23 protein-coding genes are annotated in these 25,176 nt (G+C 70.5%); 14 read left to right on the top strand and 9 right to left on the bottom strand.

The window, feature by feature from the left end; translation table 11 throughout:
• Positions 1 to 38: 38 nt before the first annotated feature.
• The 3 genes from ABTX60_RS15275 to ABTX60_RS15265 all read right to left on the bottom strand — a co-directional run bounded on the left by ABTX60_RS15275 (position 39) and on the right by ABTX60_RS15265 (position 2,728).
• Positions 39 to 1,415, bottom strand: a complete 1,377-nt coding sequence (locus ABTX60_RS15275; RefSeq protein ID WP_352097516.1) for an FtsK/SpoIIIE domain-containing protein — start codon at positions 1,413 to 1,415, stop codon at positions 39 to 41.
• The gene (locus tag ABTX60_RS15270) at positions 1,415 to 1,771 is read right to left on the bottom strand and encodes an SCO3933 family regulatory protein (protein ID WP_352097515.1); all 357 of its coding nucleotides are present in this window, start codon (positions 1,769 to 1,771) and stop codon (positions 1,415 to 1,417) included. The genes ABTX60_RS15275 and ABTX60_RS15270 overlap by 1 nt, the downstream gene beginning before the upstream one ends.
• A 165-nt stretch (positions 1,772 to 1,936) precedes the next feature.
• Positions 1,937 to 2,728, bottom strand: coding sequence for a GntR family transcriptional regulator (locus ABTX60_RS15265; RefSeq protein ID WP_352097514.1), 792 nt, complete (start codon positions 2,726 to 2,728; stop codon positions 1,937 to 1,939).
• Positions 2,729 to 2,837: 109 nt separating this feature from the next.
• Between ABTX60_RS15265 and ABTX60_RS15260 the strand changes: the two genes are divergently transcribed.
• Genes ABTX60_RS15260 through ABTX60_RS15250 form a run of 3 tightly spaced genes read left to right on the top strand, consistent with a single transcriptional unit; the run spans position 2,838 to position 4,097 of the window.
• Positions 2,838 to 3,245, top strand: a complete 408-nt coding sequence (locus ABTX60_RS15260) for an NUDIX hydrolase (protein WP_352097582.1) — start codon at positions 2,838 to 2,840, stop codon at positions 3,243 to 3,245.
• 46 nt (positions 3,246 to 3,291) lie between these two features.
• Positions 3,292 to 3,717: an ATP-binding protein gene (locus tag ABTX60_RS15255; protein ID WP_352097513.1), complete on the top strand. Its 426-nt coding sequence runs from the start codon at positions 3,292 to 3,294 to the stop codon at positions 3,715 to 3,717.
• A complete protein-coding gene (locus ABTX60_RS15250) occupies positions 3,717 to 4,097 on the top strand; it encodes a hypothetical protein (protein WP_352097581.1) in 381 nt (126 codons plus the stop codon). The genes ABTX60_RS15255 and ABTX60_RS15250 overlap by 1 nt, the downstream gene beginning before the upstream one ends.
• A gap of 367 nt (positions 4,098 to 4,464) precedes the next feature.
• Here the strand turns inward: ABTX60_RS15250 and ABTX60_RS15245 are convergent, their stop codons facing one another.
• From ABTX60_RS15245 to ABTX60_RS15235, 3 genes are all read right to left on the bottom strand, one after another.
• Complete coding sequence (locus tag ABTX60_RS15245; RefSeq protein WP_352097512.1) at positions 4,465 to 5,301, bottom strand: hypothetical protein; 837 nt, start codon at positions 5,299 to 5,301, stop codon at positions 4,465 to 4,467.
• Between the two features lie 754 nt (positions 5,302 to 6,055).
• Positions 6,056 to 6,556: a YfbM family protein gene (locus tag ABTX60_RS15240; protein WP_352097511.1), complete on the bottom strand. Its 501-nt coding sequence runs from the start codon at positions 6,554 to 6,556 to the stop codon at positions 6,056 to 6,058.
• Positions 6,557 to 6,908: 352 nt separating this feature from the next.
• Positions 6,909 to 7,127: a hypothetical protein gene (locus ABTX60_RS15235; RefSeq protein WP_352097510.1), complete on the bottom strand. Its 219-nt coding sequence runs from the start codon at positions 7,125 to 7,127 to the stop codon at positions 6,909 to 6,911.
• A gap of 526 nt (positions 7,128 to 7,653) precedes the next feature.
• Between ABTX60_RS15235 and ABTX60_RS15230 the strand changes: the two genes are divergently transcribed.
• From ABTX60_RS15230 to ABTX60_RS15220, 3 genes are read left to right on the top strand one after another with little or no spacing between them, the layout of a single operon-like run.
• Positions 7,654 to 8,676 carry a sensor histidine kinase gene (locus ABTX60_RS15230; protein ID WP_352097509.1) on the top strand — a complete coding sequence of 341 codons (1,023 nt, stop codon included), beginning with the start codon at positions 7,654 to 7,656 and terminating at the stop codon, positions 8,674 to 8,676.
• Positions 8,673 to 9,305 (top strand): response regulator, encoded by a 633-nt coding sequence (locus tag ABTX60_RS15225; RefSeq protein ID WP_352097508.1) that lies wholly within the window; start codon positions 8,673 to 8,675, stop codon positions 9,303 to 9,305. Before ABTX60_RS15230 ends, ABTX60_RS15225 begins: the two co-directional genes overlap by 4 nt.
• Positions 9,306 to 9,322: 17 nt before the next feature.
• Entirely contained in the window at positions 9,323 to 10,828 is a 1,506-nt protein-coding gene (locus tag ABTX60_RS15220; RefSeq protein ID WP_352097507.1) for a long-chain-fatty-acid--CoA ligase, read from the top strand.
• Here ABTX60_RS15220 and hemA read toward each other — a convergent pair.
• The 3 genes from hemA to ABTX60_RS15205 form a co-directional block, all read right to left on the bottom strand.
• Entirely contained in the window at positions 10,801 to 12,015 is a 1,215-nt protein-coding gene (gene hemA, locus ABTX60_RS15215) for a 5-aminolevulinate synthase (protein WP_352097506.1), read from the bottom strand. The genes ABTX60_RS15220 and hemA overlap by 28 nt on opposite strands.
• A 16-nt stretch (positions 12,016 to 12,031) precedes the next feature.
• Complete coding sequence (locus ABTX60_RS15210) at positions 12,032 to 13,582, bottom strand: class I adenylate-forming enzyme family protein (protein ID WP_352097505.1); 1,551 nt, start codon at positions 13,580 to 13,582, stop codon at positions 12,032 to 12,034.
• 123 nt (positions 13,583 to 13,705) lie between these two features.
• Entirely contained in the window at positions 13,706 to 13,876 is a 171-nt protein-coding gene (locus ABTX60_RS15205; protein WP_352097504.1) for a thiazolylpeptide-type bacteriocin, read from the bottom strand.
• Between the two features lie 230 nt (positions 13,877 to 14,106).
• Here ABTX60_RS15205 and ABTX60_RS15200 point away from each other — a divergent pair, with 230 nt between their 5' ends.
• The 8 genes from ABTX60_RS15200 to ABTX60_RS15165 all read left to right on the top strand — a co-directional run bounded on the left by ABTX60_RS15200 (position 14,107) and on the right by ABTX60_RS15165 (position 25,172).
• Entirely contained in the window at positions 14,107 to 14,691 is a 585-nt protein-coding gene (locus ABTX60_RS15200; protein ID WP_352097503.1) for a hypothetical protein, read from the top strand.
• Between the two features lie 118 nt (positions 14,692 to 14,809).
• Positions 14,810 to 15,928, top strand: a complete 1,119-nt coding sequence (locus tag ABTX60_RS15195; RefSeq protein WP_352097502.1) for a hypothetical protein — start codon at positions 14,810 to 14,812, stop codon at positions 15,926 to 15,928.
• 28 nt (positions 15,929 to 15,956) lie between these two features.
• Complete coding sequence (locus ABTX60_RS15190) at positions 15,957 to 16,826, top strand: ABC transporter ATP-binding protein (RefSeq protein WP_352097501.1); 870 nt, start codon at positions 15,957 to 15,959, stop codon at positions 16,824 to 16,826.
• On the top strand, positions 16,823 to 17,650 hold the full coding sequence (locus tag ABTX60_RS15185; RefSeq protein WP_352097500.1) for an ABC transporter permease: 828 nt from the start codon (positions 16,823 to 16,825) through the stop codon (positions 17,648 to 17,650). The genes ABTX60_RS15190 and ABTX60_RS15185 overlap by 4 nt, the downstream gene beginning before the upstream one ends.
• Positions 17,647 to 20,112 (top strand): hypothetical protein, encoded by a 2,466-nt coding sequence (locus tag ABTX60_RS15180; protein WP_352097499.1) that lies wholly within the window; start codon positions 17,647 to 17,649, stop codon positions 20,110 to 20,112. The genes ABTX60_RS15185 and ABTX60_RS15180 overlap by 4 nt, the downstream gene beginning before the upstream one ends.
• Positions 20,103 to 21,764 carry a hypothetical protein gene (locus ABTX60_RS15175; RefSeq protein WP_352097498.1) on the top strand — a complete coding sequence of 554 codons (1,662 nt, stop codon included), beginning with the start codon at positions 20,103 to 20,105 and terminating at the stop codon, positions 21,762 to 21,764. Before ABTX60_RS15180 ends, ABTX60_RS15175 begins: the two co-directional genes overlap by 10 nt.
• Entirely contained in the window at positions 21,757 to 23,655 is a 1,899-nt protein-coding gene (locus ABTX60_RS15170) for a TOMM precursor leader peptide-binding protein (protein ID WP_352097497.1), read from the top strand. Before ABTX60_RS15175 ends, ABTX60_RS15170 begins: the two co-directional genes overlap by 8 nt.
• Entirely contained in the window at positions 23,652 to 25,172 is a 1,521-nt protein-coding gene (locus ABTX60_RS15165) for a hypothetical protein (protein ID WP_352097496.1), read from the top strand. The genes ABTX60_RS15170 and ABTX60_RS15165 overlap by 4 nt, the downstream gene beginning before the upstream one ends.
• The last annotated feature ends 4 nt before the right edge of the window (positions 25,173 to 25,176 follow it).

Here is a 25,176-nt window from a genome sequence, read left to right as displayed (position 1 = left end):
GCGCGAGACGGTCACGCCGACCGGGGTTGGTGGAGAGGTCAGCCAGTGGCGGGGCGCGGCTCGCCGATCAGCGCCGGACCTTCGACCGGACGGGCGGCCACGTCGGGCCGGAAGGGCTTTAGCCCGGGCAGGTCGGGGACCAGGTGCGCGGACTCGCGGCAGGTCTCGGCGGCACTGCCGAGGGACAGGTACGGCGTACGGATGCGCGACCAGCCGCCGGAGGTATCGCCCGCGACGGCCAGGCCGGGCCGTTCGGGAGCGATGGCGCAGGCAGCCGAGACCGCCTCGGGGGCGATATCGCCGAGCGCCATCTTGGCGGAGGCTTCATCGTTGACGCGGTGGCAGACCCGGCCGGTCAACTGAGCGCGCAGCATGGTCGCGCCCTTACCCAGCTCGGCACCGAAGCGCTGCCCGCAGACCTCCAGGTAGATCCCGGCAGCCCGGCCGAGTTGGGCGAGCCGGATGAGTTGGGTGACCATCTCATCCCGCCTTTCCTCGTCCTTTCTGGTGGCGACGAGGAAGAGTTCGGCCACCTCGTCGACGAACAGCACGACCGGCATCGGGCGTTCGTGTTCGGGCAGCCCCCAGATGTCTGAGGTGATCTCCTCGTCCGGGGTGTCGGGGGCGATGCCTTGCCGGGCCTTGATCAGGTCGTATCGGTCCTCCATTTCCTTCACGAGTACGGGAAGCAGCTCGGCGGCCTGCTCCGGATCGGTCGCCAGCGCGGAGAGGCGGGGCGCGAAGGGCGCCAGCTCCACACCGCGCTTGCAGTCGATGCCGACCAGGGCGACCCGCTGAGACGCGAGTCCGGCGATCAGGTGCCGGAGGTACATGGACTTGCCCGACAGGGTCGCGCCGAGGGTGAGTTGGTGAGGGACGGTTCGGTAGTCGCGTACGAACGGCATGGCGTCCTCCCGCAGTGCCACCGGCACCTGAAGGAACCCGACGTCCACCTTGCGAGGCATCCGCACCCGCCGCAGCACGTCGAAGCCGACCAGCCGCAGTTCGACCACACCGGGCTTGACCGTCGAGACGTACACGGCGTGAACGCCCCAGGCATGCCGCAGCCGTTCCGCCGAGGCGGCGACGTCGGCCGGTTCCTGCCCCGGAGCGAGCCGCAGCCGAAGCCGAAGCCCGGTCGAGGTGGGCCGGATGATGCCCCGACGCGGCGGTACGGGCCGGACCTCACGGCGAGTCGTGGCCTTGACCGCCAGCATGCGCAGCCGAGAGGGAGCCACCGTGAGGCCGCAGGCCTCCATGACCGAGCCGTACGAACTGAGCAGCCGGGCCGTGGATATCGGGAGGCCGACCGTGGACCAGTACACCCCGGGATACTTGGCCCGGGCGTAGGCGGCCCCGCCGCCGAGCGCGGCGACAGGACCACCCACCTCCAGGAACGTCGTCAGATCGGACATCAGGCAGCGGCCCCGGAGGCGGCCGGGAACGCGGCCGGAGTCACAGCGGCGGCGCGGAACGCGATGCCGTGCCGCTGCTGCCCGTTGAACACGCTTTCCCACGGACGGGCCACCAGCCCCGGCAGCGAGACCGGAGCACCTAGCGTCAGCCCCTCGGCCACTCCACTCTCAGGAACGGTGACCTTGATCAGCGACGACTCGCCGTCCTCCAGGTAGACAACGCCCATCGTCATCAGGGCTTCACCGCTCACGGCGTCCTTGGCGATCTCGCCCGTCTGCCGGTCACGGACCTTGGGCTCGGGCGCCTCGGTCAGCAGGATCGTTGCGGCCGAGGTCTCCACACGGATGGTGCGCAAGATTCTTTCCCGTCTACTCGTCTATACAAGATGCAGCCTTCGAACCCGACCTCCGGGAACGACGACCACCTTGCCACACCACTTGCCCACTCGTCTATACGAGTATGCCTGTGGAGGTGTACGAGTTCGGAGAAGCGCCCCCGCGCACCACCTCTTACCATGCGATCAGGTCGCCGGGAGCTGATACGACAGCACGTACGCATCGGCCGCCATGACCGTGTCGCAGACCTCCACGGGCCGCCCCTCGGCGTCGAAAGCAGTCCGGATCAGGTGAATGACCGGCACGCCGGAAGCCAGCCGGAGCGTCTTGACCTCGTCAGGCGAGGGCATCCGGGCGCGGATCTCCTCTTCGAAGTGGTCGAGGCGGTGACCCAGTTCCTCGAGGCGGGCGTAGATGCCGCCGGGGCCGGGGTTGGGTTCGGCGATCTGCGTACCGCGTGCGATGTCGAGCGGGAGGTAGGAGGTCGCGAACTCGACCGGCCGACCGTCGAGCAGGTACCGCCGCCGACGAGCCAGCACCCGGCGCACGGACCCGAGCCGAGTGGAGATGTCAGGGCTGGCCTTCTCTTCCTTGACCTCCAGGCTGTCGACCTGAGGGTGCCCGCCGGCCGCGTCGGCCTCGACGATGAAGGCAGACTTGCCCTGCTCGCGATGGCGACGGGCGAAGCGGTCGGAGGCGAGCCGCCGCACAGGCGGCCGTGGTCGCACGAACACTCCCTTGCCGTGCTCGGCGTGAACCAGGCCCTCACCCTGAAGGATGGAGAAGGAGTTTCGAACCGTCATACGGGAAACCCCGTAGTGCTCGACAAGCTCCGCCTCCGAGGGCAGCTTTTCGCCCTCACGGAATCGCCCACGGTCGATCGCCTCACGCAGCTGGTCGGCGATCTGCCGGAAGACCGCACGATCGCTCGTGGGGTCGACATCACCGAGGATGCCCGAAGGAAGAGAAGGGCTCACGCGTGTACTCCTTTAGGTATCTAGACGAGTGGGCGAGCGTTGTTGCTACGGTGGAGAGCCTAGCTATCCGAGAGGGCCGAGGTACGTGAGCACAGAACGCCCGCACTCCGTGAGCGTCGCCGGGGTCGTCGTCGACGACCAAGGCCGTGCCCTCTTGATCCAGCGCCGTGACAACGGCCACTGGGAACCCCCGGGCGGCATCCTCGAACGAGAGGAAACCGTCCCCGAGGCCCTGCAACGCGAAGTCCTCGAAGAGACCGGAATCAAGATCGCGCTTCCCGCGATCCTGACCGGCGTCTACAAGAACATGACGGGCCTGATCGTCTCCCTGGTCTTCCGATGCCAGGCAGCCGACGGCACGCCTACCACCGGGGACGAGACCCGTGCTCTGCGCTGGGCCACCCGTGAAGAGGTCTCCGAGCTTGCCGACGAGGCGTACGCGATCCGCGTCCTGGACGCACTCGACGCGACGTCCCCGCCGGCCATCCGCGCCCACGACGGCGTGAAACTCGTCTAACCCGAACCCGCTGCACATGGCGGCCTACCTGCATAAAGGAACTTGTATGCACGAGTATACGAGTACAGCCCGGGTCTGGGGGCTCAGTTGCCCAGGTTTTCCGGAAGAGGTGAGCCGGGCCCGCCGCTGGACGCGGGACATCCTGCACGGATCCCCTCTAGCCGACGACGCCGAACTGATCGTGAGCGAGCTGAGTGCGAACGCGATCCTTCACACGGCGAGCGGTGGGGCAGGCAGCTTCCATCTGGCCCTGGCGGTCTCCCCCAAGGTGGTCGCCCTGTCGGTCACCGATGAGGGAGGGACGGGCACGGCCCCGAAGGTCGAACAGCCGAGCATGGATGCGGTACACGGCCGCGGCTTGGGCATGGTCAGCGTCATCGCTCACCGGGTCGTCGTCCACGGCAGCCACAGCGGCTACACCGTCACCGCCGAACTCTTCACGGACACCCAGCCGGGAGGACACCCGTGCTGATGGACAAGCCCCAGCGGGGCTTCTGGTGCGAGTGCTGGACGCAAGACGTCAACGACGATGCAGGGTGGCCGGCACTCCGGGGATCCTTCGACGCCTACTCGGCACCACAGGCCGACAGATGGGTAGCGGTCGCTCTGCGCACCATCTCACCGGCACTCGACCCGGACGCCTCTGACGAGGCTTGGGCCTGGCTCTACGACGGCCGCATCGACACGCGACGAGCCCTCTTGCGCATGGAACCCTGCACGGTCTCTCTGACCCGCGCCAGCACCCGCATCACCTGGACCATCCGGCCAGTAGTCTTCCTACCGCTGTTCCACCGCCAAGGGGCCGATCTCCCTGCCTGCGCATACGACTTCACGCCCCACGCCACAGACTGAGTTACAACTTTCTCTACCGGTTCAAGGCGGCTCGCTCCGCTCACCGCGCGCGGCCCGGCCCCCGGCCGGGCCTGCGCTCCTGTCTCCGCCCCGCTCCAGCCCGGCCGACGCCCGTGCCGCGCGCACGACAATCAGCCGCTTGCCGTAGGAGAGGTACGTCGTGGCTGGGGCGGTCGGCTCCACGGCTTTACGGAGCCACTTTGGCGCGAGCCTCGCAGATCATGGCCCCAACGTCGTGCTTTACCGGGCAGGTCCACAGACTGCCCGACGCGCCGGAAGCTTACGGGGCCATGATCACTCGCGCCAAAGCAGCGCCACCCCAAAGCCGCTCCACCGACCTCTTCACGTGGACATCCCGTTGAGGCCGCTATTCAAGCTCATTGGGAATTCGAGGGAGCTGGGGGGGGCGTTCACCCGGAGCTATCTCCGGTCGCGAATATCCACCACTTTTCGGTGAAACGTCTTGCATCAGATAGAGGAGATTCCTGATGGCGTCTGGGAAATCATGGAGATCATTATATTCTAGTGCAGTTTCAACCTCGGTTAACAGTCTGCTGAGATCTTCATCAGTGGATCTCTCTGCCGTTTCGATGAGCCTCTGTACACGGCCCACGGTATCCAATTCGAGTAGAAACCCCTTCAATTCATCATTACTTTCCGATACCAGAAAATCAAGGACTCGCGGCAGATATTCCCTCCATCCCTCCTCCACTTCCCATCGAGGCAGTTCTTCTCCGCGCCACTGATGCAACGACTTCATCAGAAAGAGCAACCAGTTCAGGGCTTTTCTGCGAGCAGCAATCATCTTCTGAGTGACCCGCAAGCTCCCCGCCATGGCGTAGTCGAGGGTGGCTGAAGCCCCTACCCCCACAGCAGCAAAGCTCAGAGTCTCATACCAGTCATTGTGAAACCCGATACCGCTGAGAGCGGCACCAGCAGCGCCAGCAGCAACACTTCTTAAGGCAGCATTCCTGGTATGAAGTCTCCCCTGAATCTGCTCCTCGGTGAGGCCAATTTCGATATGATGGTACATCTCATCGCGCACATGATTTTGAGCCTCTGTCCGAGGGCCCAGGGGGTCCCTCAAGATGTGGGCGGTGGCGAGCTGTAAGTATCTCGCGAACACCTTAGGGCGATTTTCCCCATCCGGAAATCGGGCATAATTAAGCGCCTCTTCCCCCCTCTCGCTTTTCGCGGCAGCCATTGCCCATAGACGCAAGCGCTCCTGGAAGGTATCCCTCCGAGGGCCGCGAAACTCGGGATACCTGACACCCTGCCCAATCCACCTACGGAAGAATTGCCCGATCCGCGAGAAGAACCCTTGTGGTTCCATAGGGATCGGGGTTTCATTCAAGACCGCGCACATTCTCGTGGCGGCTTCCCTTACCTGCTGAGGTTCTACGTCACGGCATCCCATTAGGAATGCCATAAGAACAGACCGCCCGAATAGGTAGTTGAACCATTGCCGCTGCGTAAGTAACCTTTTGCCGAACTTGGCGCCCTTGTAAGCGCTTGACAGGGCGCGAGTGCCCCCGCTGAGATCTGCCACAGACGTATCCTAATGAGGGGAGAGGGCCGAGAGGAGTCGTTTCACGGTTCCCCCCTCGATCGTGATCTCCCGACCGGTCCACGGTGAGCCGTAGGTTCCCTTCGAGCATCGGAACCTCGTGGGCGCAACCGTCAGGCCAAGCACCGCATCCACCCGCACCAGACCGAGCAGGGAACCATGGCGGCTCCTCGGTCGCATTCAGGGCGGAGGGGGAGTCGATGTCGCGGGGACGACGGCGCCCCTCTTCGTGCCAGACTCGTGCCAGATAGAGCGGCAAACCACGGGGAACACCGGGGCATATGGCCCAACGCCATTGAGCATGGACGCTGTCGAGCCGCAGGTCAGCAGGGGCCCAGCGTCCAGATGACCCAAGCTTCCCAAGCTGAGGTCTCACCGCTGTCGTGGCCCGTCAGTCCAGCCAGACGAGCATCGCGTCGTCCGCCCTGGCAGCAGCTTCGAAGAACTGTGTGAGGCCGTCGTACCAGGGACGCCCCCACTCCAGCGCGCCAGGCTCACTCCACCCGAGGGGATACACCTCGGCGCTGCTCAGCTCAGCAGGATCCACGCCACTGATCAGCTCGGCATAGCTGATAGCCCGCAGAGCTTCCGCCGCGAGCTGGACCCGCTCAGGTCGCAGGTACCTCGGGGGCCCGTAACCCCAGTCCTCATCCTCGGCGAACGGTTCCTCACCGTTGATCACGTTCACGGGGAACTCGGCGCGCGCCAGCAAGAAGCTGAGCATGTCCCAGGTCTTGTACGTGCTGAAGTGACGCGCCTTGGCCGGCGCAGGCTCCGTCTCTTCCTCGGCGTCCCGAACCTCTTCGACGAAGTCCAGAGCCCAGTCGGGGTCTCGGATCGCCGAGTCAAGCTCGGCAACCGTGACACGCAGGTACTCACCGATCATGCTCATGGCCGGAGACTAGGCGAGGCCACTGACAGCGGCCACTGGACGGGCCGTCTCAGTTTCCGTCTCATTCAGCACGGTTCACCGCCGTTCAACCGAGACCTGGAGCGGATCCCAGCCCGGTGGCCAGCCGCCCATGAACGCAGGTGAACACCCCTGCACACACCCCACCGGCCCACCAACACAGTTGGAAAGCGTGTTGGGGGCAACCCCTCACGAGTTCGAATCTCGTATCCTCCGCCAGTGCCTCACCGGGCACGATGTCGAAGGGCCCCACCGTTCGCGGTGGGGCCCTTCGACGTTGTCCGTCTCGGTTTCCGTCCCGTGATCGAGTCGGCAGGCCCCCGTCAGTGCGTGCTCAGGCGCGGACGGAGGCGGGGAGATCTCCCATCACCTCGGCCGGGGACAGCAGGGACGCCCCGTTGTTCCACAGGGCGAGATGATCTCGGTGCACGGCGAGGATGCGGTGGCGCAGGGCGGACATCTGTGCGGGCGGCTGGAGCGTCAGCCGGTGGAACGGCGACGCTGTGCCTACGAACACGCCGGGACGCAGGGCGAAGTACTCGTACTCGCTCATTTCCTCGTCGAAGCAGCGGACAGTACGAAGGGGTGAGCTCGGAACGAAAGTGCCGTCCTGGCAGCGGATGGTCACGGCGGACTTGTCATCGGTGTCGGCGGCCGGGGGGGGGGCGGGGGCGGAACGCCAAGCCGGCGTCGCATTCGACGTCATCGGGATCCCCCCTCTCCGGGAAGACCGACTGACCGGGCAGACGGGCCGGTTCGGCGTCATCAGGGCCGCACCCGGCAGTGAGGCTCCTCGGCTGCCGCACGGCCGCATCGAGCGCCCCGAGGCTTGACTGCGGCCTGAAACTACCTCAGTCAAACTAAAAATCTTCACAATTACTCGGTAAGGACTACCCAAGCGCTCCGGATCGATCACAAATGGCCATTAACCTGATCGCGGCATGCGCACCTGCGTCACGGATGCGCACAGAACTCGGGGGGAGCTCGCCATGCACAGAAGAACGTGGCATTGGCGTCGGGACCGTTCATCAACTCCCTCGCCCCTGGGCTCGCTGACCTTACTTCTCATCTTCTCCAACGTGGTCTGGCTGCCACTGCCCCTGATAGGCGCCGAGGCGTCGCCCGAGACCTGGGCGCTCGGGCTGGCGCTGGCCGTCGTGTTCGTGGGCGTACTCCTGGCCGACAACCGAGGCCTCTCCCAAGGACCGCGAGAGGCCCGGGCACATGCCTCCGCAGCGTTCCTGACACTGCTGGCCCTGGCGGTGCAGGCGGCATCGGGCAGCCACATCCTGGACTGCGTACTGATCTACCCCGCCACCGCTGCCGTCTGGATCTTCAACCGGAGGCCGGCGAGGACGGGCTGGGTGCTGTTGTGCAGCGCGTTGCCATCGGTCAGCGTCCTGTGGACCGGCGCCCGTACGGACGTGTTGCTGCCGCTCATGACGGCGCTGATCCTCTCCACGGTGCTCATCAACGTCGCTCTGCGCACCATGCGGGCCCGCCACCGGGCACTGATGAGCGCCATCCACGACACCGTGGGCCAGGAACTGACCCTGCTCGCGCTGGAGGGCGATCGGGCTCTCGCGCGTGGGTCGCACGGTCCCGAGGCCGCCGCCCTGCACGTGATGACCAGCCGCATCCGCCTGCTGCTGCGCTCCACGGAACGAAGTCTGAGCAGCCCGGACGGCGTCGACGTGCCCGACCTCGACGAAGAGGTGGAGAAGGCCGTGTGTGCCCTCACCGGCACGAGCGTCTTCTTCCGCATCGATATCGCCGTCCCCGTGCACTTCCCGGAGCTGGAGGGCGTGCTGGCCGGTCTGCTCCGCGAGGCCGTGACCAACCTGCTCCGGCACGCCGGGGCGGCCACGGAGTTCCACTTCACGGCGACGCTGTCCGGCGACCGGGTCCAGCTGAGCTTCGGCAACGACGGTGCTCCGCCGCCACCGTTGCGCATGGGCCTGGGCGTGACCGGGATGCGGGACCGCGTGGCCGCCCTGGGAGGCGTGCTGACCGCGCGGTTGCACGACGATCGCTTCCTCGCCCGGGGGGTCCTGCCCGCGCCGCACCCCGTGTTGCGCCTGGCCGGGAGGGAGGCCGCGTGACCGGCCGCAGACCCGCCGCGCCGCCTGTCCGCCTGCTGCTGGCGGACGACCACGAGATGGTGCTGACCTGTCTGGCTTCCGCGCTGCAGGCGGTTGAGGACTTCCATGTCGTCGCGGCCGTCACGCACAGCGAGGACGTACTGCCCGCCGCCGTGCGCACCAGACCCACCGTGGCGCTGCTGGACCACATGATGCCCGGGCGGAACGGACTGCAGCTGGCGGCCGACATCGCAGAGGTGCTGCCCTCCTGCCGGACGGCCCTGATGACCGCGACGCCGCAGCGTGACGTGGTGCGCGCCGCGATCACGCAGGGCGTGTTGAGCGTCGTGCCGAAAGCCACACCGTTGTCCCAGCTCATCGACACGCTGCGCAGCGTCGCCGCCGGGCGGGTGACGATCGAGAGCGAGTTGCTGACCGGATCCCCCACCGGACGGCCCAGTGGTCTGAGTCAGCGTGAGACGGAGGTGCTGCGGGCGATCTCCACAGGTGCCCCGCTGGGCGAGATCGCCGAGCAGCTCAGCCTGTCCCTCGGCACCGTCCGCAACCTCTCCTCCAAGCTGATCAAGAAGCTGGATGCCCGGAACCGCTTCGACGCGGCACGCATGGCCCGCGAAGCGGGTTGGATCTGACGGGGACCGAACGCAGGATGACCTCTCTCGTACACGTGCTGCGGGACGCCGCCCAGGAGCGTCCTGACCATCCCGCCGTCATCCACCAAGGGCATCGCACCAGCTACCGCGTACTGTGGCACTCGGTCCGTTGCGCCGCCGCCGCGCTGCGTCGACGGGGCCTCGGGCCGGGTGACCGAGTGGCTGTGCTCCTCCCCAACACGACGGCCTTCCCGGTGGCGTACTTCGCGGTTCTGGCGATCGGCGGCACCGTGGTCCCCGTGCATCTGCTGCTCAGCAAGGACGAGATCGCGTACCTGGTGCGGGACAGCGGGGCGACCGCGGTGATCTGCGCGCCGGAGCTGCGCGACCGTCTCGGGTCCGACGCCCCCGAGGTGATCACGCCCGAGCACCTCGACGGTCCGGGCGACGCCTCCGCCCCCGAGGAGCGCGCCGGCGACGACCTCGCCGTCATCCTCTACACCTCGGGCACCACGGGACGTCCGAAGGGCGTCATGCTCACCCACGCCAACCTGCGCGGCAACATCGAGACCACGGTCCGTACGCCCTTCGCGGTCACGCCGGACGACGTGCTCTACGGCTGCCTGCCGCTCTCCCACATCTTCGGCCAGGTCTGCGGCATGGCCGTGTGCATCCGCGCCACCGCCACGCTGGTGCTCGCGGAACGCTTCGCCGCCACGACGGCACTGCGCGAGATGACGGAGCTCGGCTGCACGTACCTCATGGGTGTGCCGACGATGTACCGGGAACTCCTGGACGCCGTCGAGGCGGGCGCACCCGTTCCGCCGAGCCTGAACCGGGTCTACTCGGGTGGCTCCGCGCTGCCCGTCGCGATGCTGAACGAGTTCACAGCGCGCTTCGGCTGCCAGGTCTACGAAGGCTACGGGCTGACCGAGGCGTCGCCGGTGGTGGCCTACAACCTGCCCGGGCGGCCGCCCGTGCCCGGAACCGTGGGGCACCCGATCCCCGGTGTGGAGGTCGTGATCGCGGACTCCTCGGTGGAGGAGCACATCGCACCCGTGGCGAAAGGCGAGGTCGGTGAGGTCGTGGTGCGGGGCCCGAACGTCACGGCCGGCTATCTCGGCCTGCCGGACGAAACCGGGAAGGCCATCGTGGACGGCTGGCTGCGCAGCGGCGACCTGGGCCGGATCGACGCGACGGGGCGACTGGTCCTGGTGGACCGCAAGAAGGAGATGGTGATCCGGGGCGGCTACAACATCTACCCCCGTGAGGTCGAGGAAGTACTGGCCCGGCACCCCGCGGTGGCGCAGGTCGCGGTGGTGGGCGTGCCGGACGCGCGCCTGGGGGAGGAGGTGTGCGCGGTCATAGTGCCGCGCCCCGGGGCGGTCCGGGACGCGGAGGCGATCCGTGGCTGGGCGAAGGGGCGGTTGGCCGCCTACAAGTATCCGCGCCGGGTCGAGTTCGTGGAGCGGTTGCCGCTCGGGACCAGTGGGAAGGTCCTCAAGCGGCAGCTCGTCCTCGACCTGTCGGCCCGTCAGCCGACGCGCGGCAGCTCGAGCTGAGCCCACACCCCGTCCAGCGCTGCGGCGAAGTCCCGCACGTCCTGCTCGGTGTGCTTGGCGGAGGGCGCCACGCGCAGGATCTCCTCGCCACGCCGCACACTCGGGGCGTTGATGGCCTGGACGTACATTCCGTGTCCGTGCAGCAGCATCGCCGAGGCCCGGCGACAGGCTGCCTCCTCTCCGACCAGCACGGAGATGATGTGGGACCGGTCCGAAAGGAACGGGATGCGCGCCTCGCGCAGGGCGCGGTGCAGTTGCCGGGCGTTCTCGCCCAGCGCCTTGCGTTCCGTCCCGCAGCCGCGCAGGTGCCGGACGGCGGCCAGGGCGGCGGCGGCCAGCGCGGGCGGAGTGGAGGTGGTGAAGATGAAGGAGCGGGCCAGAGCGCGGACCGCCTCGACCAGCGGTGCCGGACCGGCCAGATAGCCACCGGCGGTGCCGAACCCCTTGCCCAGCGTGCCCATGATGAGGGTGAACCGGTCCGCGAGTCCCTCACGGGCCGCGATCCCGGCGCCTTCGGGACCGTACATCCCGACGGCGTGCACCTCGTCCAGGTAGGTCGTGGCGCCGTGGCGATCGGCGAGGTCCGCGATGTCGGCGAGCGGGGCGACGTCGCCGTTCATCGAGTAGACGGACTCCACGACGATGAGCTTGGGTGCCGTGGGGTCGGCGGCGGCCAGGAGCTCCGCGAGGTGGGCGGTGTCGTTGTGGCGGAAGATGTGCTTGGTGGCGCCGCTGTGCCGTAGGCCGTCGATGATCGAGGCGTGGTTCAACTCGTCCGAGAAGACTTGGCAGTTCACCGGGTGCCCGGCGAGGACGGAGAGGGAGCCCTCGTTGGCGGTGTAGCCGGAGGAGAAGATGACCGCGTCGTCCTTGCCGTGCAGGTCGGCCAGTTCGCGCTCCAGGCGGTTGTGGTAGGGGTTGGTCCCGCCGATGTTGCGTGAGCCGCCGGCGCCGGCACCGTGCTCGTCGATCGCCCGGTGCATCGCCGCCATGACGGCGGGGTGCTCGCCCATGCCGAGGTAGTCGTTGCTGCACCAGACGGAGACGGGGGACGGCCCACCGTCCGGCGCCGCGCCCAGGTCGGCGGTGGGGAATCGGCCGGCACACCGGCCCAGCTCGAGGAAGTCCCGCTTGCTGTCGCCGATCCCGGCCATGACGCCGGCGAAGTGTTCCAGGTGTGAGGACATGGCGGTTCTCGCTCTCTCAAGGCTGGCGGGTCAGGACGGCGCAGACGTCGGGGTGCCCGTCCGGAACCGTGAGGCGCCGGCGATCCGGCTTGCCGACGGCGGTGAGCGGCAACCGGCGCCACAGGACGACGGTGGTCGGGGCGTGTTCGGGGCCGAGGTGCGCCGCGATCCGGGCAAGGGCGCGGTCCACCTGCGCCTTGGCACCTTCCTGGGGTGTGCCACGCCCTGGGACGACGGCGGCGTGTACCAGCTCGGCTCCGTCGGGCCCTTCGGCGGAGTAGACCGCGGCCTCGGTGAAGACGCCGTCGGCGAGCAGTTCCCTTTCCACCGCGGCGGGGTGGACCCGGGCTCCGCGCGTTTTGATCATGTGGTGGCGACGGCCGGTCAGGCGCAGCAGGCCGTACTCGTCGAAGTATCCGAGGTCGCCGGTGCGGGTCCAGCCGTCGGGCCGGACCGTCGCGGCGGTCAGTTCGGGGTCGCCGGGGTATTCGGTGAGGCACTGGGGCGAACGGACCAGGATTTCGCCGTCGGGCTCGGACAGCCGGACCTCGACGCCCGGAAACGGCCGTCCGACGGCCCCGCGCAACTCGTCCTCGTAGTGGTCGAGTTGATCGAGCAGGGTGACGCGGCCGGTCTCGGTGGAGCCGTAGCACTGCACGAGGACGGGCCCGAGGACGGCGAAGGCGCGGGCGACGCGGGCGGGGGCCGCGTGGGAGCCGCTGTAGATGAGCCGGCGCAGGGCGCTGAGGTCGGTGCCGGGCAGATCGGGGTGGTCGAGCAGCCGGTACAGCTGCGGAACCGCCAGATAGGCCCGGGTGATGCGGTGGGCGGCGAGGGCGTGGAGCATCGCCGCCGGTTCGAAGTCCTCGTGCAGGACCAGGAAGCCGCCGGAGACGAGGACCGCGTCGGCCATGGCGGCGACGGCGTGACTGACCGGGGTGGTGACGAGCAGGCGCGGCGGACCACCGGGTTCCGCGGCCAGCTCCGCGGCGTCGCTCAGGACGAGGTCGTTGTGTCCGGAGAAGGAATGGCGCACGCCCTTGGGCCGTCCGGTGGTGCCACCGGTGAAGGTGAGGATGCCCCTGGTGGGCGCGCGATGCGGCACGTCGGTCTCGGCGGCGGGCACGTCGGTGCCCAGGGTGCGAAGTCCCGTCGCGGCGGCCAGTTCCGCGGCGCGGTCCGTCAGAAGCGGGTCGTGCACGATGAGCCGTACTCCGACCACTCCGGCCATCTCGGCCTGGTCGACGGCCGTGAGCGTGGCCGCGTTGCTCCCGGGGTTCGCGGTGCGCAGGTGCACGACGCTCGCGCCGAGCAGATGGGCGGCGTAGCGCAGAGCCAGACTGTCGGGGTGGTTGGGCAGAGTGAGCAGGCCGAGGACCGTGCCCTCGGCTGTCCCTGCCGCGCGAAGGGCTGCGGACAGCGTGCGGATCCTCGATGAGAACGCGGTAGCCGTCCATACGGTCTGCCGCCACGTCAGGACGGGGCGGTTCTCCGGCCCGTCGTCCAGCATCGTCAGCAGCTCCGCCACGTAGTGCCGTCGCGGCGCGGGATCCTGCTCGGTCACCATGTGTCTCCGCTTCGTGTGCCGGCGGACGGATGGGGATCACCGGGGTGAGGCGACGGGACCCGCTGAGCGGGTCCCGTCGCCGTCAGTACCGAGCCCGGGTCGGCCCCGTCCGCTCGCGCTGCGTCAGCAGCAGGAGGACGAGGACGAGGAGGACGACGAGCAGCAGGCCCAGTTGCCGTCGCTCGCGCCCATCTCCGGCAGCGCGACACCCTCGTTGACGTCCAGGACACCCAGGTCCTCGATGTCGAAGGAGGCGAACAGCTCGTCGAACTCGGTGGTGGTGGCGTTGGACACAGTGGTCCCCTTTTCTTGTGGAAGACGCGGCGGTGGGGGATCGACCCGGGGGCCGCGGCGGCCGTTTGCAGCCGGCCAGCACAGGATGCGGGCAGCGGGAAGCGCCTGGGGCGGTCCGGGGCCGAGATGCTGACATAGTTAACGTCCGGCATGACAAGCATCATTTGTTGAGGCGCTCGTGGTGCCGTCGTGCTTAGGGTCGGGCGTACCCCGGCACTGAAGGAGGACCCATGGCCACGGCCGCTTCCCGCCCCGCACGCCCCGGCAAGGCGGCGTCCCCGGCACCCCTGATCGGAGCCGTCTTCGGGCTCGTGTGGGCTGCCGTCGGAATGGCCGGGGTTTCCGGGGCGGCCGCCGGCACGGTGCGATGGGCGACCGCAGTGGTGGCCGCCGTGGTGCTGGCGCTGGCCCTGCTCTCCCGGCGTGGCAAAGGCGCCGGCGGTGCGGCGGCGGTGCGCCCCTCGCCCCGCCCCGAGCCGCGCATCAGCTTCACCAGGCTCGTCCTGCTGCAGGCGGTGCTCATCGGTGTCGGCTGCGGACTGCTCAACACCCGCCTGCACCAGCCTCATCTCACCTACGCCTGGCCGGCGTTGGTGGTCGGTGCGCACTTCCTGCCCCTGGCCCGGAACTGGGCCGCTCCCTCCTTGCGGCTGCTGAGTGCGGGAATGATGCTGGTCGGGCTGGCCACGGCCGTCGTCGTCCTCACAGGCCTGCGGGGTGCCCCCGCAGGCCTGTGGATGTGGCTGCCCGGGCTGGGCTGCGCCGCTCTGCTGTGGGCCGCGGCCCTCGTCTCCGCCCTGCGCCGTCCCGCCTGAGCCGCCAACCAGGGTGGGGCGCGGACCGGCATGACAATTGTCATCCGCTCCGTGACATCGGTGAGGGATCGGCCGCCAACCGCTGCTCAGCCCGTCACGGTGCGGACAGCATGTCCGCATGTCCGTACCGACCGCTCCGGGTCCGTCCGGTGACAGGCCGTACGTAGGCCTGCGCCTGCACACCCTGACACCCATCACGCCGCGCTGGCTCGCCCATCGCGTGCTGCCGCTCGTGGACGAGCTCACTCAGCGGCACGGAGCCGTGCACGTCCGTCTCCAGCAGGGCTGGCTGCACGGCCCGCACGTGGAACTGACGGCCTATCGGGGACGGCGTGGTCCGCTGCCGTGGCAGCGGATCGCCGACGGCTGGGACGCGGGGCCGGCGGATGCCGAACGCGCCCTCACCAAGCGTGCCTACCTCGACCAGGCGCGGGCGCTGGGCCGCATGGAGCGCGTCGCGCCGCCTTACCTCCCGCTGCGCGAACACGGCACGGCCTGGCCGTTGACCGACGGCGAACGGACGGCGCCCTGGCCCGGTGTCCTCGGCGAGCTTCGGGAGTACGCGCTGGCCCGGCTGCTGGGTCCGGTGTGCCGCACCGTCGCCTCGCTGGCCGACGCGCCGCAGGAGGCGCTGGAGCGTGCCGCCGAGGCGTTCATGGCCGTGGCGGAGGCGCATCCCTACGGAGCCGCCTACGGCGCCTTCTCGTTCCGCTCCCATGCCGAGGCGTTCTTCAACTCCACCGCGCAGTCGGCGCCTTCGCGATCGGCCCGTCCGCAGTCGCCCCGTGCCGCTTTCGCGCACCGGCTCGAGGGCGATCGTTCGCGGCTCGAGGCAGTCGTGCGCCTCGCGCTGGAGGGCGGAGAAAACGCGACGGCTTCCGCTTGGCGCGGTGCCGTCGCCCACTGCGCGGGGTTGTTCGAGTCGGCGGCGGTCCGCGGCGACGTGGGCGCGGCCGACCTCGCCGAACTCGCCGGGCCGCACGACGACGGTGGTCGGGCCCCCAGCCCCTTCCATCAGGCCGTCGCCGCGTCCGGCGCGGTCGACGGGGGCGCCGCCTGGTTCACCGGGTACCGCACGGTGATCAACCTCTTCTACCGCCAGCTTCCGCTGCTCGGCGTCTCCCCCCTGCAGCGCTTCTACCTCTGCCATGCGATCGCCGAATGCGTCGACGGGGTGCTCGGTGAGACCTGGCAGCAGCGCCTGGAGCGCCGCGCCTCACCCGCGTCCACCGTCTGACCCGCCCGAGCCGAAGGAGCACACCCCCATGCACAGCGCTACCGGAGCCGAGGCCGTCATCGAGGTCAGCGACCTCGTGGTGTCCTACGGCGGACGAACGGTGGTGGACGGCATCGGCTTCACCGTGCGGGCGGGCGAGGTGTTCGCCCTCCTCGGCCCGAACGGGGCGGGGAAGACCACCACCGTGGAGGTCCTGGAGGGCCACCGCACCCGGGACGGCGGGACCGTCCGCGTCCTCGGGCACGACCCCTTCGGCGCCCCTCGTGGCTGGCGGAACCGTATCGGCATCGTTCCCCAGGCCACGGGTGACCACGACTTCTGGCGGGTCGGTGAGGTGGTCGAGCAGTTCGCGCGCTACTACCACGATCCGATGCCGCCGCACGAGGCACTCGCGGCCACCGAACTGACCGAGCACGCCCACCGGCGAGTCGCGGTGCTCTCCGGGGGCCAGCGGCGCCGGCTGGACATCGCGCTGGCGATTCTCGGACAGCCCGAGCTGCTCTTCCTGGACGAGCCGACCACCGGATTGGATCCGGACGTGCGGCGTGCGTGCTGGGAGCTGGTGCGAGGCCTGACCTCGCGCGGCACGTCCGTGCTGCTCACCTCCCACTACCTCGACGAGGTCGAGTACCTGGCCGACCGTGTGGCGGTCCTGCGGGACGGCCGGATCATCGCCGACGGGTCTCCCGAGGAACTCGGCGCCGACGCGCCCACCGAAGTCCGCTGGCGGGAGGGCGGCGAACGCCGCTGCGAGGCCGTCGCGCACAGCGCCCGTTTCCTCGCGGAGCTCCAGGCACGGCTCGGCCCCGACATTCCGGGGCTGGAGATACGCCGACCGTCCCTGGAGGACCGCTACTTGCGGATCATCGAGCGGAAGACCGAGGCAGGAGCCCGATGAGTACCACACACCCCGCGCCGCCCCTTCCCGGCACGTTGCGTCTGGGGCTCACCCGAGGCGGAGCCGAGATCCGCGTCTTCTTCCGCAACCGGAACTCGATCGTCTTCAACATGGCGATGCCGGTGTTTCTCATGCTGCTGTTCGGCACCCTGTTCAAGGGCCACGTCCCGCACAGCACGGTGCCGTTGAACCACGTGGTGGTGGCCGGTGTGCTCGCCACCGGTGTACTCACCTCCGCCTTCAACAACCTCGCCTTCGCGCTCACCCAGGAAACCGGCGACGGCACCCTCAAGCGCCTGCGCGGGACGCCGTTCCCCATGGCTTCCTACATCCTCGCCAAGGGCTGCCTCGTCCTCGTGCTCGCCCTGGTGCAGTCCGCCGTCATCCTCGCCATCGCCGTCGCCGTCTTCGGGTTCCCCCTGCCCACCCGGCCCACGGCCTGGCTCACCGCGGTGTGGGTCCTGCTGCTCGGCGTCGCGGCCTGCTCCGTCATCGGTGTCGCGCTCGGCAGCCTGGTCCGCGACCGGCGCCTGATCATTCCGGCGGTCCAGTTCCCCGTGGTCGTACTGCAGTTCGTCTCCGGGGTCTTCTACCCGCTCGGCTCCCTGCCGTCGCCGCTCAGAGACATCGGCGCGCTGTTCCCGCTCACGTGGATGGCGCAGGGCATGCGTGCCGCCCTGCTGCCCGACTCCCTGGCCCATGCGGAGCCGGCACACGCCTGGCAGCTTCCCCAGGTCGCCGCCGTTCTCGCCGCCTGGACGCTCGGCGGGCTGCTCCTCACCGCAGTGGCCCGGCGCCGCTTGGCTCGGAAGGCGGGACGATGACCGGTATCGGGGAGCCCGTCTGGGTCCTTCGCGTCAATCCACTGCCCCGGCAGCGCCTGGCAGAGCCGCAGTCCAGCCGGATACTCGGTGAGCTGACGGAAGCGCTGCGAGGTGCGCTGGCGTTGGCGCCGGCCGCGGAAGACGCCCTCTACGAGTCGATCCGGCCGGCCGGCGGCGCACAGCGGCGGCACCTGCTCGCGCTGCGGCGCGACGTCCACAACGGCCGCACTCCGAGCGTGACCTCCGACCTGAGTGCCCTGCCGGCGGCCGTGCGCGACTGGCTGGCGGCACAGGAGCGGGTCGCCGCGCTCCGCGCCCGCCTGTCGGAGCACCACCCGACAGCCCTGCGCGCCGAACGCGCGGTGCTGAGGTCCCTGCTGGACGAACCCGACCTGCGCCAGGCCATGGCCCTGCTCGCACCCGAGGTGGACAGCGCCGCCCGCCGGTACCGCGCTGCGGCGGAACCGGGCAAGCGGGAACGCAAGTCCGAGCGCGGGCTGCTGCAGTACGTCACCCGTGCTCTCATCCGGACCAGCCCGCTCTCCCGCTTCACCGCAGTCGGCCTCGCCGTTCCGGAACCCGGCGCTCCCGACCCCGCCACCCTCGGCTTCCTCGGCGCCCACGCCCACCTCGCCCTCGACCGGGTGATGTTCACGCACATCGCCGACGCCCTGCAGGTGCCCGGTGCCCCCGCCCCGGACAGCTGGATCCACCAGCCCCCCACGGCCGGCCTCGACACGGAGGGAACCCGCTACACCTTCCTCCGGGCCGAAGAGGGGGGTGTGCGGCGCCTGTCCGCACCGGTCACCGGAACCCTCGCTGTGCTTCTCCGCCTCACCGAGCTGGGGCCCCGCCGGCTGTCCCAGGTGGCGGCGGAACTCGCGAGCGTCCTGGACCACAACGTCTCCGACGCGGTCCGGTTCGTCGTCAACGCCATCGGCACGGGCATCCTGTGCGTCACCGCCGTCCCCGAGGACGGACGGGACCCGCAGCCCGCCCAGCTCGACCACCCCGAGCTGAGCGGTCTGGCTGCGGACCTGGCGGAGCTGGCCACCGCTGCGCCGGATCGCCGTCCCGCGGTGCTCGCCTCGCTGCGCGCCGACACCACCGCACTGGGCAAACGGACCGGCCGTCCCGCCGCCGTCCTCGTCGAGGAGGACTACGTGATGCCGCCGCAGCGGATCGGTACCGAGACCTGGCGGGACCAACTGGCCGACACCGCCGCCGCGGTCGAGTTCCTCAGCATGTTCGACCGGCTCCACGAGATCCGCGCGCTCGCCTCCGCCGCCTTCACCGACCTCCACCGTCCCGGCGCCGACGTCCCGCTCCGCGAGGCCGCCGGACCGCTGGTCGCGGAGGTGTACCGGCGTGAGACCGCGTTCCGGGCGGGCGAGCACACCACCACCGCGCTTGCCCGGCTGAGGGCCGTCCGCCGGTCCGCCCTGGACGCGATGTACGACCTGTTCGACGACGGCCGGTCCGACGACGAACTCGCTGTCCACCCGGAGCTGTTGCGCGCCCTCGCCGCCGACCTGCCGGCCGCCCAGCGTCGGGTGCCCCTCGCATACGGAGTGCTCCTCCAGCCCTGGGGACGCCGCCTCGTCTTCAACGACGCCTACTCCGGCCACGGAATGCTCTACGGCCGCTTCCTCGGCCCCGACGCCGACATGGGCGGTCAAGCCGCCGCGCGGCTCGCGGCCCGCCTCCATGCCCACTACGGCCGGCCGGGTGTCGAGCTGGCCGAGGAACTCGGTCTGCACCGCCTGAACGTCAACGCCCGCCGGCCCGCCCTCGACAAGCACCTGACCGCCGAGGACTGGTCCCTGCTGCGCCTCGTGCACGACAAGGACAGCGACCGGCTCCGCATCGAACGCCCCGACGGCCGTGAACTCCTGCCGCTGACGCTCGGCGCGGGCTTCCCCGAGCTGTACCCCGCTCCGGTCCGCCTCGCCGCCTGGCTCACCAGCGGTGGCCGCCTCGTCACCGACCTGGCCGGCGGATACCGTGCCGCTCGCCGGCCCCAGGCCGTCCGACTGCCCCGCCTCAGCGTGGGCTCGCTCGTCCTGCAGCGCCGGCGCTGGTACCTCGACGGGCAGCTGCGAGACACGGCCGCCGGCCACGCCGAGGGGCCCGAACTGCTCGCTGCCCTCGCCGGGCTGCGCGCACGCCACGGACTTCCGGCCGAACTCCTCATCAAGACCGACTCCATGGCGACCCGGCGCATCGACTTCGCCGAGCGCCGACGGCAGAAACCCCAGTACCTGGACCTGGACAGCGCGCTGCTCACCCGGGTACTGCCCCGCATGCTGGAGCGCCGGCAACCCGGACACCTGGAAGAGGCGCTGCCCCGGATCACCGACTCGCCGCACGCGGTCGAGTGGATCGTCGAGATCGGTCGTCTCTCCGGCGGCCCTTTCACCTACCTGGCCGACTTCGAAGGATTGGAGCAGCCGTGCGGCTGAAGCTGCGCCCCGCCGTCCACTACGCCCCGCTGGCCAACGGCGTCTACCTGGCAGGCGCCGGCGCACCCTTCGTGTTCCAGGGCTCTCCCGCGCTGTTCCGGATCGCGGACGTGTGTCTGCCGCTCCTCGAGGACGGCGCTGACGAGGACATCCTGGTAGAGGCGCTCGGCCCACGCGCCCGGCCGGTCGTGCGCAAGCTCCTCGACGCCCTGGACGCACATGGACTGCTGCTGCGGCCGGACCGGCTGAGCGTGCCCGAACCGGACGAGGCCACCCGGCACGAGTTCGCCGAGATCCTGGCTCATCTGGAGGTTCACAGCACGGATCCGTACGCGGACTTCGCCCGGCTGCGGACGACCCGCACGGTGCTGGCCGGACCCTGCGACGCCGTCCTGCCCGCTGCGCGGGGGCTGTGGCGGGCGGGGGTACGCGAACTCGTTCTCGCGGTGGACGATCCCGCCGTGGCGGAGCGTACCGGCCGGCGCCTGGGCGTACCGGTCCACGAGGTGCGCGTCGCCGAGGAGGCGGCGCGCCACGCCGACGCCGTGGTGTCCTTCACGGTGGCCGGTGCCGAGGACCCGGTCGCCGCGGACGCCCTGCCCGCCACGGTGACCTACGTACCGGTGCGCCTGGGTGGCCCGCTGGGTCAGGTGGGGCCGGTGCTGCGGGTGTCCGACGCCGAGACGATGCCGGACGCCCTGTGGCAGCGCGCCGTCAACTGGGCGCTCCAGCGGCGCGGCGAGCCTCCGCTCCGTCCCGCCTCTGACGCGCTCGCCGGGGCCCTGGCCGCCGAACTCCTGCTCTCCGCCCTGACCACCGGTCCGGCGGCCGGCCAGGCCCATGCTCCCCAGGCCCATGCCCTCCAGGGCCCCGGGCTCACGGCCACCCCCCTCTCGCTGCCGGCCGCGCCGATCGCCGACACCTCCGATCCGGTGGAGCTGGTGGCCGCCGTGACCGGGACCTTCCTCGGTCCTCTCGCCGGGGAGACCCCCTACGACCTGCCGCAGCTTCCGCTCGCGCTGGCCCGGACGACCGCCGTCGACCTGCCCGGCCGCCCGGCCTTCACCCGATGGGGAGACAACCAGGCCGAAGCCGCGCTGGAGGCCGCGCTGGAGGCGCTGCGCGCCGTCGTCGCGGCCACGGAGCCGAGGGGCGTCGCCGCGGCGGGCATCGACGAGACGCGCGCCCTGCTCGACGGGGCGTTGCGACTGCTGGCCGAACGAGCCACCACGACGGAGGAGATCCTGGATCCCGGCAGGCTGCCCGAGCGGCCCGCCTCGCTCTGGCGCACGCTTGCCGCCTACGAACTGACGCCGTTCGAGGCGGAGTCGGCCGCTCTTGCCGGAGTGGACTGGCGGCTCGTCCGCCTTCGCCACCCCGACGGCAGGCCGCTGTCGGCCGCGTGGGGGCCCGACACCGACACCGCCCTCACGCACGCGCTCGCCGAGGCCCTCACCCATGTCCAGGCCGGGGTGCCCGCCACCCTCGGCACCGCGGCGCTGAGCACCGCGGACCGGTCCACCCTCGACACGCTGCGCCGGCAGCTCGCCCGGTACGGCCCGACCGCCCGGCGTGCCGCCCCGGACCCGCTCCTGGGCGCCCTCCCGCTCTGGCACGGCAGCGTCGTCCTGGTGGAGGCCGGCCATGGCTGAGCTCGACGCGTCGCTGCCCGGCACCGGCTTCGTCGTCGACGGCATCGCCGACACACCGGAGCCTCCCACCGTCACCGTCACCCGAGGATGGGACTTCGGGCGTGAGCGTGCCGCCTGGCGTGCGGCTTCGCTGGCGGGCCGCCCACACCTGTCCGTCCGGCTCCACGACCGGCACGTCGTGCTGGGGCCCCTGTGGGTGCCGGGCACGACGTCCGGCTGCGCCGGCTGCGCCGAGGCCCGCACGCGCATCATCGCCGACCACCCCTTGCTCGAGGCGCCCGAACAGCCACAGCACGGGGTCGGAGCGGAAAGCCCGTTGCTGTCCACCTTCGTGGAGGCCGCCACCGTGCTGCTGCGCGCGGCCCCGCTCGCCCCTGGCGAGCTCTACCGATGCGGCGGCGCCGTCGCCTCCGCCCGTCACCGCGTGTTGCGCAGCAGCAACTGTCCCGTGTGCCGGCCGGCTGTCGACCCCGTCGACCCGGCGTGTCCCCCGGCCGACTGGCGGCCCGCGAGCCGCCCGGCCGCCCCTCGGAACGCCACCCGCACCGCGGCCTCGGCGCATCTGACCGTGGGCACCCACCTGCGCGACCGCGTCGTCGACCCCGCCTACGGCCCCGTCCTCGGCACGCTGAGGGACATCAACGCCCCGTTCGCCATGAGCAGTGCGATCAACCCCGATGCCAAGGCCTGGGGGTACGGGCGGGCCAGGACCTTCGCCGAGGCCGAGCCGATCGCGCTGCTGGAGGTCTACGAGCGCCTCTCCGGCTTCCCGCACGAGGCCGCCATCCTCACCGAGGTCAGCACCGACGAACTGAGGACAAGGGCCCCCGGACTCGTCCTGGACCCCGCCACCCTCGGCGGCTACACCCCGGAGCAACTCGCCCATCCGATGTCGCGGGTGCTGCCCGGCGGGCCGGACACCCCCCGCGACTGGGTCTGGGCACACGCGCTGCACGACGGCTCGCCGCTCCTGGTTCCCGCCGAGGTCGGCTTCTACCAGTACGGATATCAATACCGCCGACGCCGACACAGCCTCCGGCACGATGCGCACGCGGACCGCCGCCAGCAGTTCCAGCCCGAGTCCTCGAGCGGTTGCGCCCTGGGCGCCAACCTCGAAGAGGCCGCGCTGCACTCCCTGTTCGAACTCGCCGAACGGGACGCGTTCCTGCGGGCGTTCTTCCGCGCACGGCCCCTGCCCGCCCTGGACCCGGCCTCTCTCCGCGATCCGGTCACCGTCCACCTTCTGGACAGCATTCACGCACGGGGTTTCGACACCCACCTGCTCTCCCTCACGGGTGACGGCCCGTACGACATCGCCCTGCCCGCCGTGTGGGCCGTGGCGATCAACCGCACGGGCGGCTTTCCCGCCAGCTGGTCCGCGGCGGGTTCCGGTATCGGTCCGCACGCGGCCGTGCGCGCCGCCCTGTGGGAACTGGCCCAGATCGTCAGGGAACCGCCGAGGTTCGACCGAGCCCACGCCGAGACCCTCCTCGACGACCCCTACCGGGTCGACGAACTGGAGGACCACATGGCCCTCTACGCCCTGCCCGAGCGGCTCCCCCGCATCACGAGCGTGCTGGGCGGGCCCACCCGGCCCGTGGACGAACTGTTCCCCGACGCCCCGGCCCGCTTCGCCGCCCGCGCCGGTGGTGACGTACGGGGCGCCCTCCGGCACGTCGCCGAGCTGTTCGCGCACGCCGGGATGCCTCTCGTCGCCCTCGTCGACCAGACGACGCGGGAACACCGCGACATCGGTCTCGCCGCGGCCAAGGCCGTGGTGCCCGGCATCGTCCCTCTCACATTCGGCCACGCCCAGCAGCGGTTCACCGGCATCGCCCGGCTCGCCGACGTACCCGGTGAGGCTCCCTACGACCCCCACCCCTTCCCATGACCCCATCACACACGGGCAGCCGACCCGATCCGGCACACCGCCTCGTCCTGCGCTTCGCGCACCGCCAGGGAGCGGGCAAGGGAGTCGTGGACGCCCCCATCCGGCTGGACCCCGACGCCCCCGACACCAGCGGACAGCTCCCTCCGGGGGCCCACCCCCAACGGGAAAAGCCGCTGCCGCGCGGTGCCCACGACCTGCTGGCCGAACTCCCCTACCCAGCCGGGCGCATCGCGCGGTCCGGCTCCGCGCGGCCGCACGGCGATCCGCTCGGCCTGGCCCTGCAGACCGCCTTCGGCCTGCTCCGGCGCGAGACGTGCAACCCCTACAACGACCACCGCGCCCACCCCTCCGTGCGCAGCAAGTTCCCCGTGCACACCTTCCTCACCGAGCCCGACGGACGGAGCTTCTGCCACGACCCCTACCGGGTCGCGCTGCTCCCCCTGACCGACGGCTCCGGGCCACCGCGTGAAGCGACATCCCGTGAAGCGCCGCCCAGTGAAGCGACACTCATCCACCTCGTCGGCCGCTACACCCACCTGCCGGCCTACTACCGGCCCCTGCGCGGCTCGCTCACCGAAGCGGAACTCGGCATCAACCTTCGTTCCCTCGTCCTGGCTCTGGACCTCTTCGGGCTGCGTGAGAGCGCCGCGCTGCGGCTGCCCGGGTCCAGGGACACGGCCGTGCTGGAGGCCCTCGGCCTGCGTCCCACCCATGAGTGGACGCTCCCGCTCACCGTGTCACTGGGCGGCATCCCGGCACCGGCCGCCGAGCGGGCCCCCGCCGACGAGGCCGTACCAGATGACGCCGAACTGGCCGAGATCACCGCCGTGAACCGCACCCAGAACGGTGACGGCCGGTACGAGCCCCTGCCCCCCTCCCTCCCCGACCTGCCCGACGCGCCGCCGACCGACTGGGCGGACGTTCTGTGGCGCCGCACCTCGGGGCGGATGCCACGCGGTCTCTCCGGGATGAACGGCCGTCGCCACCCGGCACCGGCCACCGCCCTCACGGACGGTGCCGCCTTCGGCACCGTGGAACCGCCCGGTGCCGCGCTGGCAGCGGTCGCGAGCCGCCTCCGGCTCACGGCCGTCATCCAGGACGTCGACGGATACTCCGTCGGTACCTACCGGGTCAGCCGTGACGGGATCACGCGTGTGCCCGGGGCGGCCGCCTCGCCGGCCGACCTGGAACCGCATTACGGCTACCCCCTCACCACCGGCAACGGCTGCGACGTCCGGCACGCCACCGCCCTGTGGTTCGTCACCGCTGACGTGGCATCCCTGGTCGCCGAGTACGGCCCCGGCGCCTGGACGCTCGCGCAGTACGCCGCCGGCTGGACCGTTCAGGGCCTGGGCCTGTCCGCCGCCGCGCACCGTCACTACGCCCGCCCCACCCGCGCCTTCAAAGACGCCCCGACCGTGCCGCTGCTCGGGCTCGCTCCCAGCGAGACGATCCTGCTCGCTGTCGTCACAGGCACGGGGCGTTACCTCGAACCACTTCTGGACCTGAGGCTGTGATCAC

It is taken from the genome of Streptomyces sp. NPDC126510 (assembly GCF_040302345.1).
Classification (GTDB): Bacteria; Actinomycetota; Actinomycetes; order Streptomycetales; family Streptomycetaceae; genus Streptomyces.
Note: the sequence above shows the minus strand (reverse complement) of the source record. Positions and strands in the feature narration are given on the sequence as shown.

Coding starts and splice junctions, on each gene's coding strand:
- ABTX60_RS15185 (WP_352097500.1), top strand. CDS start 16,823: ATGAGTACCACACACCCCGCGCCGCCCCTTCCCGGCACGTTGCGTCTG.
- ABTX60_RS15245 (WP_352097512.1), bottom strand. CDS start 5,301: ATGGCTGCCGCGAAAAGCGAGAGGGGGGAAGAGGCGCTTAATTATGCC.
- ABTX60_RS15210 (WP_352097505.1), bottom strand. CDS start 13,582: ATGGTGACCGAGCAGGATCCCGCGCCGCGACGGCACTACGTGGCGGAG.
- ABTX60_RS15220 (WP_352097507.1), top strand. CDS start 9,323: ATGACCTCTCTCGTACACGTGCTGCGGGACGCCGCCCAGGAGCGTCCT.
- ABTX60_RS15200 (WP_352097503.1), top strand. CDS start 14,107: ATGGCCACGGCCGCTTCCCGCCCCGCACGCCCCGGCAAGGCGGCGTCC.
- ABTX60_RS15180 (WP_352097499.1), top strand. CDS start 17,647: ATGACCGGTATCGGGGAGCCCGTCTGGGTCCTTCGCGTCAATCCACTG.
- ABTX60_RS15235 (WP_352097510.1), bottom strand. CDS start 7,127: ATGAGCGAGTACGAGTACTTCGCCCTGCGTCCCGGCGTGTTCGTAGGC.
- ABTX60_RS15195 (WP_352097502.1), top strand. CDS start 14,810: ATGTCCGTACCGACCGCTCCGGGTCCGTCCGGTGACAGGCCGTACGTA.
- ABTX60_RS15255 (WP_352097513.1), top strand. CDS start 3,292: ATGCACGAGTATACGAGTACAGCCCGGGTCTGGGGGCTCAGTTGCCCA.
- ABTX60_RS15275 (WP_352097516.1), bottom strand. CDS start 1,415: ATGTCCGATCTGACGACGTTCCTGGAGGTGGGTGGTCCTGTCGCCGCG.
- ABTX60_RS15240 (WP_352097511.1), bottom strand. CDS start 6,556: ATGAGCATGATCGGTGAGTACCTGCGTGTCACGGTTGCCGAGCTTGAC.
- ABTX60_RS15165 (WP_352097496.1), top strand. CDS start 23,652: ATGACCCCATCACACACGGGCAGCCGACCCGATCCGGCACACCGCCTC.
- hemA (WP_352097506.1), bottom strand. CDS start 12,015: ATGTCCTCACACCTGGAACACTTCGCCGGCGTCATGGCCGGGATCGGC.
- ABTX60_RS15170 (WP_352097497.1), top strand. CDS start 21,757: ATGGCTGAGCTCGACGCGTCGCTGCCCGGCACCGGCTTCGTCGTCGAC.
- ABTX60_RS15190 (WP_352097501.1), top strand. CDS start 15,957: ATGCACAGCGCTACCGGAGCCGAGGCCGTCATCGAGGTCAGCGACCTC.
- ABTX60_RS15250 (WP_352097581.1), top strand. CDS start 3,717: ATGGACAAGCCCCAGCGGGGCTTCTGGTGCGAGTGCTGGACGCAAGAC.